This is a genomic window from Lactobacillus apis, assembly GCF_003150935.1.
Classification (GTDB): Bacteria; Bacillota; Bacilli; order Lactobacillales; family Lactobacillaceae; genus Lactobacillus; species Lactobacillus apis.
The window spans coordinates 1420964-1435311 of record NZ_CP029476.1; the positions used below are offsets into that span (position 1 = coordinate 1420964).

Below are 14348 nucleotides of genomic sequence, written 5' to 3' on the forward strand. Positions count from 1 at the left end.
TATTGCAAAAAATTGATTCACACTTGAAGCACCAAGCTTTTAATTATTGAACAAATTAAAAAGCAACTATACATAGCTGCATAGTTGCTTTTTAACTTTTAATTATGCTTATAGATAGCTTAACAAAAAGAAAGTAAAAATCTACGTATCTCTTTAGACGATTTAGCATTAACTAGACATGAAACATTATTTTTATTTCTAACGATATCGATAAGCTGTTCTAGAGCTTTTTCATGTTCTCTTTTAAGGCCAGGTGATAGCACAAATATACAAGTCACGAGTACATGTTGATTACGTGAAGCAATTTCTATTTCTTGATCTAAAGCTATTAAAGATAGCCCTATATTTTTATTGCTTTCACTTGGAGCCGCGTGGGCTAAAAAAATATTTTCGGAAATCAGCATATACGGTCCGTATTGATCGATTAGTTTAACGATTTTTTTAAAATAATGATCATCAATCACCTGATCTTTTTCTAGCAGCTTGCATCCCATTTGTAAAACGTCTTTCCAATTCAAACTATCATCATTGTGAATAAGTTTAATGCGTCTTTCTGGTAACAAACTCATTAAAGAGGGTAAGTCGCGCTTATCGACTTGCTTCGCTTCAGGTGATATAAAACGATCTAAACTTAGTCTTAGCCCTTTTTCGTCTTTAACATCTGCATATTCATTTATAATTGACACTAAATTGTTGACAGCACTTGTATTGTGCCCAATTTTATTTGGCATCTCTTTTTGCAAGTACTTTTCAACAAGATTCTGATCACTTTTAGTTAGCACTGCTTTAACGTTGACCACAGGAATCGGATATTTTGAGCTGGGCAAAATTGCGGTACTAATAATTAATCTAGCTTGATAGTTATGCTTAAATATTTCACACAGATCTTTTATTTCAAGCGGTAAAGAAAACTTAATTAATGGATACATTTTGCTAAGCTTCTGGTATAGCATGGCCGAAGTTCCAATTCCACTTGAGCACACTACTAAAACTTCAGCAAGTGATGCTCTTTTCAGCTTATCAATATTCGAAAAGTCTTGGTAACCTTTTGCATTTACTGATCCAAAATAAAGACAAATTAATGCAATTTCTGAGTCTGGTAATTTTTTATTCAAATATTGCTCGAGGGGAGCACAAGCAATAGCTGTAAATTTGATTAGCTCAGGATACTGCTTTTTAATTTCGTCTACCTCACTAGACGTATATGGAATATCGAATTTGACACGGAAAAAAGTAGCATATAAATGATTACGTAGAACTTTAGTAAACAAATTATAAGAAATTTGTTGTTCAGTTAGCTGCTCATAGCGAAAAATTATTTCTTGAGCAATATTATCTAAGTCCCTATACAAATTTTTATTAACACAATCCACTTCGGTTGCTTGAGAACAGAGAACTATTTTACTAATAAAAACCACCTCAGCAGCTTCTATTTTCTGCTTTGTCAAAAAGTTAAGTAACTCTTCACACGTTGCTAAAACATTATCAGTATTATCAGCAATCCATTGTAAATTTGAACTGTCATTAATTAACTTTTTATTTGCTATCCGCCACTGCGTAAAAACCAATAAATACGTTAACTGTTGAATGGAATTTCCTGAAAAGCTTATATGGAGCTTTCTCTGAATATTGACTACTGCTTGCTGAGTTTCGGTCATTGAATAATCTAAATTCTTAATAAATGTATGTGCAACCTTATTTTGATGTAGTAAAAGCTCGTACATTGTTATTCGGATTGAGGCTTCATCGCTTGCAATTTTATGCCCCAACCTAGAACTCACTATTTTCAAATTAGGGAAAAGATCATTAATGGCTTTAAAATCTTTAATAATAGTATTTCGTGAGCATTTAAATCTAGTAGACAATTTATTAATTGAAACGTCCTTGCTTTCACTCATCAAAAGCAAGATGATCGTTGTTCTCCGGTCAGTTGAGCTCATACTTGATTGGTTGACTGACTTTATAATCTCATGATTAGAATTCAATTCTCTTTTTGTTCGATCAGTAATTTTGTACCCATAGTTAGGGATATTGACAATCTCATCTAAATTGTTTTCGCGTAATATTTTATTCGTTGAATTTAGCCAATTAAATGCAGTTCGACGAGAAATATTAAAAGTTTCGAGTATTTCCTTTAAGCTCACAAAACCAGATGCTTTTGTCAAATAATTAAGCAAATTTTGGGCTTTGATTACCTCTGTAGAGTTAAATGCTACCACGCTTAATCACCCTTTTTATTTAGTACATAATTTCAAACTAAAGATCTAATTTATCAATTACTTCATCAATTACGCTATCAATTCCAATATTTGTTAAAAGTGGCAAACCATTAATAACAGGTACCTTGATAGCATCATTATCATACTGAGTTGTTGTGATAACTAAATCGTACTCTGGAGCCAAAGATTCTACTTGGGCAACTGATGATTGACCCAGAGTATACTTATCTTCAGAAATTCCACGTTTAGCTAATTCTTCTTGTAATTTGTTCATAGCTGATGTGCTGGTAACAACACCTGCACCACATGCGACTAAAATTTTTTTCATGATTATTCTCCTTAATTTCTATTCTTTACTGTCTGTTGCAGCATTATCTTGCTTTTCTGAAGCAACTATTTTTGTTCTGTTCCACCAACATAAACCAATAATTAAAATGAGACCAATTGCATAAGCAAAAATCTTATATGGTGCAATTTGTACAATTAACCATGGGAATGGGTTTGAGCCATAGTCGATGCTTGAAATAAGTGATGAGCCTTTTGGAATTGCAAAATGAGCTGCGCGAGCACATTTAGTAATTAAAGGTGCTAAATTAGTACCAATCCATAAACCGATAACAACATTTATCGCACCAATAATGAATGATCTGAAAAAGTCACCATGAGTAACCGAAACGATTAGTGGGAACATGAAGACGAATCCAACCAAACCAATTGTTGGCAAAAATTGATTACCTGGCAAAATAAATGCAAAAAGCAAAGCAACTGGAATCATTAATGTAGCACAAGCTAAAACTACTGGACTACCAATACCTACTGCGGTATCCATTCCAATATAAATTTTTCTTTTTCCAGCGAATTTCTTTTGGATAAAAGTTTGAATGGCATCTGAGACTGGTACTACTCCTTGCAAAAGTAATGCAGCCATCTTTGGCGTAATAATCATTACCGCAGATAAAGTAACACCCATAAGCATTATTTTCCCAAGCTTTGTGGCAATTGTCATCCCTGGTATAAAGCCATAAGCTAAAATACCGATAATAATACCAATTGCAAAACCTAGTAGAGTTGGTTCACCCCAAGAACCAAATTTCTTGTTAAAGTCTTTTGCATCCATGTGAATCTTGTTAATTCCAGGTATCTTATCAATAATCCAGTTAAATACGATTGCAATTGGAACAAATGATCCTGCATAACCGTGTGGGATTGAGATTCCTGGTAGACCCAAGTATTTCTCTGAAAGTGGGGCTGTTCTATCAGCAATTACCATGATAACAATCATGTTTACACTAGCTAAAAACAGACTAAGAATGATGTCTTTAGTTAGAGCATAAACAAGTGAACCACTAAAAGCAAAGTGCCAGAAGTCCCAGATATCAACATCAATAGTTGAAGTTGTTCTGGTAATAAGCATCAAAATATTAATGGCAATTCCTAATGGAATCATACTTACTCCAACGGCAGTACCATATGCAATAGCAGATGCTGAAGGCCAGCCAACATCAATTACCTGTAAGTTCAAGTGCATAACCTGAATCATATTCTTAATTGCAGGATTCATTACGTCAGTCAAAATCGAAACTGTAGCATTCAGACCGATAAAGCCAATACCTACCATTAATCCGCCACGTAATGCTTTAGTAAATGGAACCCTAACACACAATCCAAAAATCAACATGATGATTGGAATTAAAACAGTTGGACCTAAGCCAACAATATACATAATGAAATCAATTACCGGTTTCATAAATTTCCCTCCAAACTTTTTTATTGTATATGCTTAGAAACAGCTTTATAAAGATCTTCATCACTTGATATTTGCATCAACTTGCTTAATAATTCCTGATCTTGAAATAAAGCCATTAGCTTCTGAAGCATCTCCACTTGACTGTGTGGATCCTTTAAAGCAAGCATAACAACAATCTGTACATTCAAAATTTGCTCTGTAACAGCCATATTATGAAAACTTATTGGATGACTTAAGGTCGCAAATGTAATTGCAGGTGCGTTTACATACTGAACGTCAGTATGTGGTATCGCAACCGCAATTTCGCCACTAGGCAATCCAGTAGGATGGACTGCTTCGCGGCTTTTGACTGCTTGCTCAAACGTATTTTTGACTTTGTTTTCTTTTTTTAACTGTTCTGCTAAAAAATGAATAATTTCATCTGCACTATTAAAATCAACTTGTGCAAAAACCAACTGAGGACTTAATAAATTCATCTAGCCACCCCCTTTACTTTTTGTTTACTTTTTCATTTAAGCATTTATGTTAATACTATATAAGTAACCGCTAACACAAAATACCAGTGCAAGTACTGAACTAGCTAATCTTGTGGTTCGCTTTGCTATATTCCTTAGACTTAGCATTATTTTGGCCGTAGTAAGCTGTTTGACCATGTTTTCGATAGTAGTGTTTATCAAGTAAAAATTGCGGTAATTCAGAATTCTTCCTTGTTAATTGTAAAGTATGGTAGTCTTCTTCAGCTATTACTTCTAAAACCTTAGCGTTATAAACCGCCTCTTTAGGCGTTTTACCCCAGCAAAATGGACCATGCTGGCTAACAAGTGAACCAGGTGTTGCCTCATAGTCGAGTCCACGATCTTTAAAAGTGCGTACGATAGCTCGTCCCGTGTTACCTTCATAATCTGATTCTATTTCTTCCTTACTTAGAGCCTCAGCTGTTGGAATTGCGGTGTAGAAAGTATCGGCATGAGTCGTATTCATTGCTGGAATATCCATCTGTGCTGCAGCAAAAGAAACAGCCCAAGGAGAATGAGTGTGAACTATTCCGCCACACTTAGGAAATTCGCGATAAAGAATTGTATGTGTTGGCGTATCACTAGACGGATTCATTTCTCCTTCAACAACTTGTCCATTTAAATCAACTACCACAAGATCATCTGGCTTTAGTTCTTCATAGCTGACACCAGATGGCTTAATAACGAATAATCCACTATCTCGATCTATTCCTGAGACATTTCCCCAAGTAAAAGTGACCAAATTTAATTTGGGTAACTGCATATTTGCTTCATAAACTTCTCTTTTAAGCTTCTCTAACATTGCTTTTTTTCCTCTAATTCATTAATACTAGCTTGCCAACAATTATTGAAGCACGCTGTAAAAAAGCAAAGAAGTCAAATAAAGGAGTTGTTTTTAGTGCACACTGTTAACTACATGTGTGTAACTAAACTTTACTTATTTGTAAACCCAAACATTTGTATTACAATTAAACTAACCTAATTAAAGAAGGAAGATAGCAATCATGTGGATTATTAAAATTAAAACAGCGAATATTAAATAAACAAACTAAAGATTTACGTAGAAAGAGGAACAAATGATTGATAATACCCCTCGTAAAGTTAAAGCTTATCTCGCCGGCGTTAATTTAGATGATTCGAATTTTGATTACTATATGACCGAGCTTGCTAACCTGGCTCAAGCTGCCAATATGGAAGTTGTCGGACAATCAAGACAAAACTTAGAGCATGTGGTTGCAGGTACTTATTTCGGTCTTGGAAAAATCAATGAAATAAAAGATATGGCACATGGCTTAAAAGCTGAAGTGCTTGTTTTAAATGATGAGTTATCCCCAGTGCAGATTCGCAATTTGGAAAAAATGACAAAATTACGTGTTATTGATCGCACCGAACTTATTCTAGAAATTTTTTCAAGTCGTGCTCGTACAAAGCAGGCTAAACTTCAAGTTCAGTTGGCTCAGTTAGAGTATGAGTTGCCGCGATTGCACCCATCAGAAAACAATTTAGACCAGCAGCGTGGTGGTGGCTTTGCCAACCGTGGTGCCGGTGAATCAAAATTGGAATTAAATCGAAGAACAATCGGTAAGCAAATTACGATAATTAAAAAAGAGCTTAACGCTATTTCGGGGCAAGAAGAAATCAAAGCAAAACGCCGCAACCAGACTCATATTCCCAAAGTTGCTTTAGTCGGTTATACAAACGCTGGTAAATCAACCACGATGAACGGTTTACTGGAAGAGTTTTCTAAAGAAAATGATGAAAAGCAAGTTTTTGTTAAAGACATGTTATTTGCAACACTTGATACTAGCGTACGGCGAATTGAGCTAAGTAATAACTTCAGCTTCATTCTTTCTGATACAGTTGGCTTCATTTCTAAATTGCCACACAATCTAATCGAATCCTTTAAGGCAACTTTACAGGAAGTTAAGGATGCTGATTTATTGATTAACATTGTTGATTCTTCAGATCCAAACATGATTCAAATGATTCGAACAACGCAGAACGTTTTGAGCGAAATTGACGTTAAGGATGTGCCAATGATTACCGCATATAACAAGGCTGATAAAACCGACCGAAATTATCCGCAAATTGAGGGCAGCGGCATTTTATATTCTGCGACTGATTCTGAATCGATTAAGCTGCTCGCCCAACTAATTACTAAGCGTGTTTTTGCAAGCTATCAGAAGGTTAATTTGGTTGTTCCACTGGCTGATGGTAAGGCACTGGCTAACCTGCATGAATACGCCCATATTATTCTAGAAGAATATAAGACTGATGGAGTTCATGTAACTGCCAGATTGGCTCCTGAAAAGCAGGCTCAGTTTCACCAATATATTGTTTAGAAGACACAAAAAGGTCACGCAAATGCGTGACCTTTTATTATTTTATTTTTATTGAATGACACGTTTAGCAATACAAGGGTAAAAGTATGAGCTAATTGTATCAAGGACTACACCTTTATCGGGAGTAGAAGCATGAACATACTGATTATTTCCAATGTAAATTCCAATATGATATGGAGCATCGACTGAGCCCCAGTATAGCAGATCGCCTAGCTGCAATTGATCCATTGAAACTGTTGTACCCATTTTTACTTGATCAGTAGTTACGCGGGGCAATTGCACTCCACCTACTTTACTATAGATTGATTGCACCAATCCAGAACAATCATAAGCATCAGGACCATTTCCGCCCCAGACATAGCCTTTACCGACTTGGCTTTTAGCCAATTTAACAACTGCTTGTTGACGTTGTGCTGTACTGCCAGTAGCTGCTGGTGCAGTTGCTGCAGGTAATGAACTAGGATTATTCTTAGCTTGACTAGGCTTTTGAGGTTTATTTGTCACATTGGTTGGTTGTGGGGTAACCTCTTTATTTGTCTGTTTAGGCTGCTTTTGCTTCTTAGTCTTTTTGTCTTTTTTATCCTTTTTATTATTAGCCAAATCTTTTAGCTGATTTTTAGCTGGCTGATCGTCAGAATCAACAGCCTCACCATCTAAATCTTTAGTATAGCGGGCTTCAATCCATTCATTGTCGCCAATTTTATACCATAAGTTGCCTTTTTTATCGACAGCAGTTTCAGCAACATTCCATTTGCTATTGTTTTTGGCACGGAAGCTAATCAACTGGCCTTTTTGATAATTTGTCCATATTTTAACGTCCTTACCCGGTAAGTAATCTATTTGGACGCGTTTGATTGGCGCTTTCAATGTAGCTGCATTCACTATTTTTTGTGGTGCAACTGTGGCGACTCCTGTCAGTGTCATCGCCGCTGCAAGACCTATTTTCAAGAAATTACGTCTCATTAAATTTAATCTCCTTTGGTAGCTAATGTGGTCATAAATTAGTACTTCACCCTTTATTTTAACTGGTTAAATTAATTTATCAAGCTACACTGGTTAAAATACAAAATAAAAAGCACTCAGATGTAATATCGGAATGCTTTATTTCTTTAATCTAAATTAGTTAAGAACACGTTTGGCCACAGATGGATAAAAGTAGGAGCTAATATTATCTTTTACAACACCTTGGGCAGGAGTTGCTGCATGAACATATTGATTGTCACCAACATAAATGCCAACATGATAAGGTGAGGAGGCTGAACCCCAGAATAACAAATCTCCTGGTTTTAAATTCTTCATTGAAACAGTTTTACCTTGCTTAACTTGAGAATAAGTCGTACGACTAATGTCAAGACCAGCTTTACTATATACATATTGTGCTAACCCTGAGCAGTCAAAGCCACTAGGACCATTTCCACCCCATGTATAAGGTTTGCCAACCGTTGAATTTGCAACATTAACAACTTTGTTTGCTTGCTTTGAAGTTGAAATTACACTATTTGCAATATCTGGCTCAGCCTGCTGCTTAACCTTTTTATTAGCGTCAACAGTATATCGAGCTTGAATCCACTTTCCTTCACCAATTTGGTACCATGTTTTACCTTTAGCATCAACCGCAGTACCTAGAACATCTACTGTCTCACCGTGTTGGATTCGTTTGCCGGTAAAGCTTGGATTATTATAATCGTCCCAAATGTTAATGCCGTAACCTGGAACGTAATTGATTTTTACTTTAGTTGTTGCAGCTTGTACACGGTTAGTGGTGGAATTTGAATTAACGGCATTTACTGCTCCTAACCCAGTAATGGTCAGAGCTACAGCCGTAGTAAATTTTACTAAATTGCTCTTAACTTTCAAATCAAATTGCCCCCATGTTTTTATCTGTATTTTATTTAAATTAGTTAATTATTATTTTAATATCACAAGTTTAATTCTACGTCAGTTATGTTACAGAACCATTACAAAAACAATACTGAAACGTAAAAAACCTCCCAAAGGTTAGTTTGCGAGGCTTGAGTTGTTAATAATTTTTTGAAAAAGATTTATTTGAACGGAAACTATTTACTGAATGACGCGCTTTGCAGCTGAAGGATAGAAGTAGGTGCTAATTGATTGCTTTATTACTCCTTGATCAGGTGTTGCAGCGTGAACATATTGATTATCACCAACATAAATGCCAACGTGGTATGGTGAAGCTACAGAGCCCCAAAAAAGCAAGTCACCCTTTTTTAATTTATTCATTGAAACCTTTTTACCCAAAGCAACTTGTGAATATGTTGTTCTTGGTAAAACAGCTGCACCGGAGCTCCTATAGACATATTGGACTAATCCAGAACAATCAAAGGCATAGGGACCAGTTGCACCATATACATAACCCTTACCAACTTGTTTTTTTGCAAGTTTAGCAACTGAATTACGTTTTTGTGTAACAGTACTTGCTTCAACTTCAGTTGCTGTTGCTGCAGATACCTTACCGACAGTGACAATACCTGTGAAAAATAAAGCTACTAAAGCAATTAATTTAACTAAATTCTGTCTATGTCCGTGTTTCAAAATTAATCTCTTTCCTATATCAAATCTATTTCGTTCTCAACAGTCTATATACTACTCACAGAATGTTACACGTTCATGTCAAACGAGCTACAAAACATTTAGAAATTTTATAGGAAAGACGGTATTTATGTAATTTTTATTATGAAACTTGACAATTTGTAACAACTTCACGCAGTTTTTGCTGCGTTTGTGCCCAATCATCATTTATCAAAATGTGTGCATCTGCCTTTAATTCTTCTGGCAAGGCATTTAGTTCACTGCCACTAAGACGCTCATTGATTTTTTCTGGAGTATCACCACGTTCCAATAAACGCTGGCGTAATTCCTCTCTAGTGCTTGTCGTAACATATAAAAAATAAACTTGTTCTTTTAGTGCATTAATATAGGAAGCAGCACCTTTGATATCAACTATCAGTGAAACTACTTGATGGTTTTTCCAAGCAGCATCAAGTGCTTCCTTACTTGAGCCATACTGATATGACCCATATTTAACATGCTCAAAAAAGTGAAGCTTTTTGAAGCTACTTTCACTTTCAAAATAATAAGATTTATCCGGACTTTCTCCCTTACGCATTGGTCTTGTAGTATGTGTTACAACACGTGGAATAGCAAATTCCTTGGTTAAATAATCCGAAATTGTCGTTTTACCTGCTCCACTCGGACCGGCAATCAAAATTAATTTTCGCAATATCCAGGCTTCCTTTACTTGAAAACAATTGCTTTTTATAATAATATCTTTCTATTATAAATAAACATGGGTAAGAGAGGAAGTAAAACTCATCATGAAAAAATCAGATGTAAAAATAGATGACATTCTTAGCGCAAAATCCGAAGAAGAACTTACCAAACCATTTATAGGTAAGGTGGAAAAAATTTACGAGAATTCTGCCCTGTTGACAATTATCGACTATGATGAGGTTGATGATACTGCAGTTAGCGACCTTAACCAAAAAATCGTAGTTAATTTTAAAAACCTTAAAGAGGCACCTAAACGCAAAATCAAAGAAATTCAGGCTAAGGCTACAAGTGATATTAAGGTGGAAAAAATTGCCAAAGTAGCAGATGAAACGGAGGATGAACAAAAAGCTGAAAAGTAGTCTAACAAGAAGCAGTTTTTAAAAACTGATATTAAAAAGGTCTCATAATCATAATGAGACCTTTTTGTTTGGACATTTTTTCAGTTAGTTATTTTTGGCATTTTATCTTTAGGGATATATTCAATTAGTTTTACGTTTAGTTATTTTTATTTTTTGATTCTCAACTTCAATTACATAGTCACACTGTTGCCAAACCGTTGGATCATGTGTTGCTATCACGACTGTTGCATCTGAATCAAAGCTAGTTAACAAAGTTCTTAGTACTAGTTGACTATTTTCAGCATCTAGCGAACCAGTTGGCTCATCTGCAAAAATCACCTTAGGCTCTTTTAATATTATTCGCGCCAGTGCTACTCTTTGCTGTTCACCACCACTTAAAGTGTATATTTTTTGCTGTAATTGCATTTTTCCAAGTCCAACTTGGGCCAAAGCTGCCCGCATTTTATTATCTTTTTCCGTTTTAGACAGCTTTGAATTAGTTAGTCCCAGGCGCAAATTTTGTTTAACTGTCTCAGTATCAATTAAAGCAAAATTTTGAAAAACGAAGCCAAAGTAATCACGATATAGTTTTTTTCTATTTTTTGAGTTAATATTCAAGTCATTAAATTCCACTTTACCTGAGGTAGCTTTTTCTAAGCCACTCAAAATATTTAGAAAAGTAGTTTTCCCAGCCCCACTTTTGCCCACAATAGCATAGCTTTTCCCCGTTTCTAAAGTACAGCTAACATCTTCAAAAATGGTTTTTTCTTTAAATTTTTTTGTAAGATTCCTTATTTTAATCAAATTACAGCTCCTAATTTCCATGATTAAGTGTGATTAATATATTTTGCTGGGCTCTATAGTATGTTAATAAAATAATAACTGCTTCCAGTAAAATGTAGCCGAAACCAAATGGAATCAAGCTCAAGTAACTATGCTTTATTAAAATAAAGCTAATTGTCAATAAGTCGAAGCCCAGATTGAAAACCAAAAATTCTACCAATAATTTAGCATTTGATTTACCAAATGCTCGATAAATTGCCATCTTATGCCTCTGGCTTTGTAGAAAAGTTGAGCTAACAAACATAATAACAAAGCTAAGCTGGAGAATAGATAAAATCATTGTAATTGTTAGCATCAGTAAATGGCGATTAGCATTTCGCTGATAATTATCTGTTAATGCCCTTTGACTGGTAATGCCCCAAAAATACGGCCTTAATCCCAACTTCTTGATCATTTTTTTAAGTAACTTGAGATCAGAAAATACCGTTTTTGATTGACTAACGGAAGCCAAATAAAAATCATCTGATAGTAGCTTATTGTTTGCAACTACGATTATTGGGTCTATCGAGATTGCCGTCGTAATATCATCATATCCAACTGTGTAATTAAATATTTTTTGTCCGCTGTCAATGGGTACAACTTGAATGGACGGTAAATGATTTGATTTTTTTTGATAATAATTAGGGAGAGAGTTCCTGAATTTAAGATAGCTTATCAACTGCTTTTTAGCGCGTTTGGTCTGATCTAAGCGATTGCTCGGTACTAGTAAAAGAACTTTCTTACTGTCAAGTTTGAGTCGTTGAGACTTAAGTTCACTGTTCTTAATGAAATTATCGTTTGCAATAATTACATTGCCATTGTCAGGATGAGTAGAGCGCCTAGGTGGAAGATATTCCTGTGAATTTTGCGCAACTATTACGTTCGGTGTTTGCACGACCAGTTTATGTACCAGTCTTGCTACTCGTCTATCTACTTGTTTGTCTGACAGTTGCCACACAAGCCCAAGTGAATAACGATTATTCTTGGAATGGATTTCTTGAATTATTTTTGTGTCTCTTACATAAGCCTGATGACTATTGTGTAGAGATATAGCATTAAGTGCTACTATCCCAAGCAATAATATCTTTAACGCATAACCAATTAATAAAAATGGGCGTGAATTTCCTATTCCTTTAATCACTTGATATGGTTTTATTAATACTAAAACTGAATATGATAGAGTGTCTAAACATAAAAAAACTAGTAAGAAAATCGTCAAAAATATAAGTAAATACGGTAAGAACATTCGCAAGCCTGCAAATGTAAACACATATAAACTCCTTGCAATCACTATCATAGCAATAGCACCCAGTGTCAACAAAAACCATAGCATTTCATCTTTGAAATCAGACTTGATTATTTGCCAATTACTCAAGCCATGGATCTTCATTATGGCATAAGCTTTAAAGCGGTATACTTTTTCCAGTATCATAATAATAAATATGATACTAATAACACTAATAAAAATAGTTGCTGTACCTTGCGGAAAGCCACTAAGAGTTGAGCTTAATAAAATACTGGGAGTTGGGGCAGTGCTTCTGACTTCTACTTTCAGGTCTTCTTTACGTAGGAATGAAACTATTCGATTTAAAGCCTCACCTTTAGCATTGGTAAAATATAAGCCGTATATATCTTCTAATTGAAATTCATTATTTGTCAGCTTTTTTATTGCTGCATTTTTATAAATTGCATAAGTTTCATTTTTGGAGCCAAGATTATATACTAGTTTGCTTGTACGTCCGTTAGTCTTATTAATCCGTAATTTAATCAAAGAAACATTTTTATCGTCAGCTATTCCCCGAAGCTTATCAAAAAATGCCTTCTTAGTAACTTTTTGATTTATAGGGGCACTATTTTTTACAGGCTTGGCGGCATAAACATTTATACAAGTTTGATTGTTTGGCAGTGTTTCATCATCATAAGTGTGAATACTCTCAGCAAATAAGCCAATTGCAATAACTGTGGTTAGTGAAAAAAGTATAATTTTTAATTTCCGTAACATGTTTTATCTTTCTAATATACAAAAAACACAGTCTATTAATACCCGTACTTTTTGCTTAAAATCACAATTTAGTTAATTGTACTATAGTTATAGAAACATCAGCATTAACTTAATTTAAATTTAGGAGAGTTTAAATACTATGTGTATAATTGCTATTAAAAAGGTCTCATATCGTAATGAAACCTTTTGGTTTGGACATTTTTCCAGTTAGTCATTTTTTGGCATTTTGTTTTTAGAGATATATTCAATTAGTTTTACATACTGTCTCTTATGATGAATTGCAATATACTCCTGTGACGGATCATAACCGCCAACATACATTATCTTATAAGGGAGTTTTTTGCCATTACGGTCAACTGCCTGAACATTGTAATATTTTTGTGTGCTCTTCGGTACCTTTGCATAATCGGTTTCCATCTTAATGTGAGGATTAAAGTAATCCGTATACTGATTAGGTATAACTACCAAGGCTGCAATTGCGAGTGCGATAATACCAATAATAGAATAAAATAGTTTTTTCATATATTCTTCCTTTTAATGTACTTATTTTGAATTACTACTGCAATTATCAGCTTCCATTATGACTGATGCAGCATTTGCTCAAAGCACTCCCCGAATTCTGACATAGTATGACTTTTTCTGACTTATAATGATAATTATAAACAATTGTACTTACTTCATTATTAGTTTAGTTTAAATTTAGAAAAGTTTAACCATATTTATATGTTAATCTTCTCATTCATTGAAAGTAATTTGTTATTGCACTCGCAAATAATTAAAAAGATGTACAAGCCAAAATGCTTCTACACCCTTTAAATTACTATAAATGGCCAGCTGCTTGATTTAAGCGCCCTTTTCATTCTTATATATTTTAATAAGCATGAAAGACAAAAGAATCAAAGTAACAATAATAGCTACCTTCAATAGTATATTATATGGCTTAGGCATAGCAATTAATAAGAAAAAGAATACAAGTAAACTTTCTAGAATTTGTTTATCACTTAAAGTGCCTTTTTTCATAATAAATCCTCTTCAATTAACAAGTAGTCGTAACTGTTAAAACACGTCTTCA

The 14348-nt window shown here is 34.5% G+C and carries 15 protein-coding genes; 2 read left to right on the plus strand and 13 right to left on the minus strand.

The features are described from left to right. Positions 1-119: 119 nt before the first annotated feature. From DKL56_RS06775 to DKL56_RS06795, 5 genes are all read right to left on the minus strand, one after another. Positions 120-2219, minus strand: a complete 2100-nt coding sequence (locus tag DKL56_RS06775) for a BglG family transcription antiterminator (protein ID WP_109715850.1) — start codon at positions 2217-2219, stop codon at positions 120-122. A 37-nt stretch (positions 2220-2256) separates the two neighbouring features. After that, the gene (locus DKL56_RS06780; RefSeq protein ID WP_074425849.1) at positions 2257-2547 is read right to left on the minus strand and encodes a PTS sugar transporter subunit IIB; all 291 of its coding nucleotides are present in this window, start codon (positions 2545-2547) and stop codon (positions 2257-2259) included. An 18-nt stretch (positions 2548-2565) separates the two neighbouring features. Then, the gene (locus DKL56_RS06785) at positions 2566-3966 is read right to left on the minus strand and encodes a PTS galactitol transporter subunit IIC (RefSeq protein ID WP_074425850.1); all 1401 of its coding nucleotides are present in this window, start codon (positions 3964-3966) and stop codon (positions 2566-2568) included. Positions 3967-3986: 20 nt separating this feature from the next. Further along, positions 3987-4442 (minus strand): PTS sugar transporter subunit IIA, encoded by a 456-nt coding sequence (locus DKL56_RS06790; protein ID WP_109715851.1) that lies wholly within the window; start codon positions 4440-4442, stop codon positions 3987-3989. A 100-nt stretch (positions 4443-4542) separates the two neighbouring features. Continuing rightward, positions 4543-5283 carry an L-ribulose-5-phosphate 4-epimerase gene (locus DKL56_RS06795; RefSeq protein WP_109715852.1) on the minus strand — a complete coding sequence of 247 codons (741 nt, stop codon included), beginning with the start codon at positions 5281-5283 and terminating at the stop codon, positions 4543-4545. A 274-nt stretch (positions 5284-5557) separates the two neighbouring features. On the opposite strand from DKL56_RS06795, the gene hflX reads away from it, so the two are divergent. Further along, entirely contained in the window at positions 5558-6823 is a 1266-nt protein-coding gene (hflX, locus tag DKL56_RS06800) for a GTPase HflX (RefSeq protein ID WP_109715853.1), read from the plus strand. A gap of 48 nt (positions 6824-6871) precedes the next feature. Here the strand turns inward: hflX and DKL56_RS06805 are convergent, their stop codons facing one another. The 4 genes from DKL56_RS06805 to DKL56_RS06820 form a co-directional block, all read right to left on the minus strand. After that, a complete protein-coding gene (locus DKL56_RS06805) occupies positions 6872-7786 on the minus strand; it encodes a C40 family peptidase (protein ID WP_109715854.1) in 915 nt (304 codons plus the stop codon). Positions 7787-7942: 156 nt separating this feature from the next. Continuing rightward, positions 7943-8680, minus strand: a complete 738-nt coding sequence (locus tag DKL56_RS06810) for a C40 family peptidase (RefSeq protein ID WP_109715855.1) — start codon at positions 8678-8680, stop codon at positions 7943-7945. A gap of 204 nt (positions 8681-8884) precedes the next feature. Next, positions 8885-9376 carry a C40 family peptidase gene (locus DKL56_RS06815; RefSeq protein ID WP_109715856.1) on the minus strand — a complete coding sequence of 164 codons (492 nt, stop codon included), beginning with the start codon at positions 9374-9376 and terminating at the stop codon, positions 8885-8887. Positions 9377-9515: 139 nt separating this feature from the next. Further along, positions 9516-10064, minus strand: coding sequence for a guanylate kinase (locus DKL56_RS06820; protein ID WP_109715857.1), 549 nt, complete (start codon positions 10062-10064; stop codon positions 9516-9518). A gap of 94 nt (positions 10065-10158) precedes the next feature. Here DKL56_RS06820 and DKL56_RS06825 point away from each other — a divergent pair, with 94 nt between their 5' ends. Further along, entirely contained in the window at positions 10159-10473 is a 315-nt protein-coding gene (locus tag DKL56_RS06825) for a DUF2187 domain-containing protein (RefSeq protein WP_109715858.1), read from the plus strand. 120 nt (positions 10474-10593) lie between these two features. Here the strand turns inward: DKL56_RS06825 and DKL56_RS06830 are convergent, their stop codons facing one another. From DKL56_RS06830 to DKL56_RS07875, 4 genes are all read right to left on the minus strand, one after another. Beyond that, positions 10594-11256, minus strand: a complete 663-nt coding sequence (locus DKL56_RS06830) for a putative bacteriocin export ABC transporter (protein ID WP_109715859.1) — start codon at positions 11254-11256, stop codon at positions 10594-10596. A gap of 10 nt (positions 11257-11266) precedes the next feature. Next, positions 11267-13276, minus strand: a complete 2010-nt coding sequence (locus tag DKL56_RS06835; protein WP_109715860.1) for a hypothetical protein — start codon at positions 13274-13276, stop codon at positions 11267-11269. A gap of 207 nt (positions 13277-13483) precedes the next feature. After that, complete coding sequence (locus DKL56_RS06840) at positions 13484-13798, minus strand: YxeA family protein (protein ID WP_109715861.1); 315 nt, start codon at positions 13796-13798, stop codon at positions 13484-13486. 321 nt (positions 13799-14119) lie between these two features. Continuing rightward, the gene (locus DKL56_RS07875; protein ID WP_162542516.1) at positions 14120-14296 is read right to left on the minus strand and encodes a hypothetical protein; all 177 of its coding nucleotides are present in this window, start codon (positions 14294-14296) and stop codon (positions 14120-14122) included. Positions 14297-14348 lie beyond the last annotated feature (52 nt).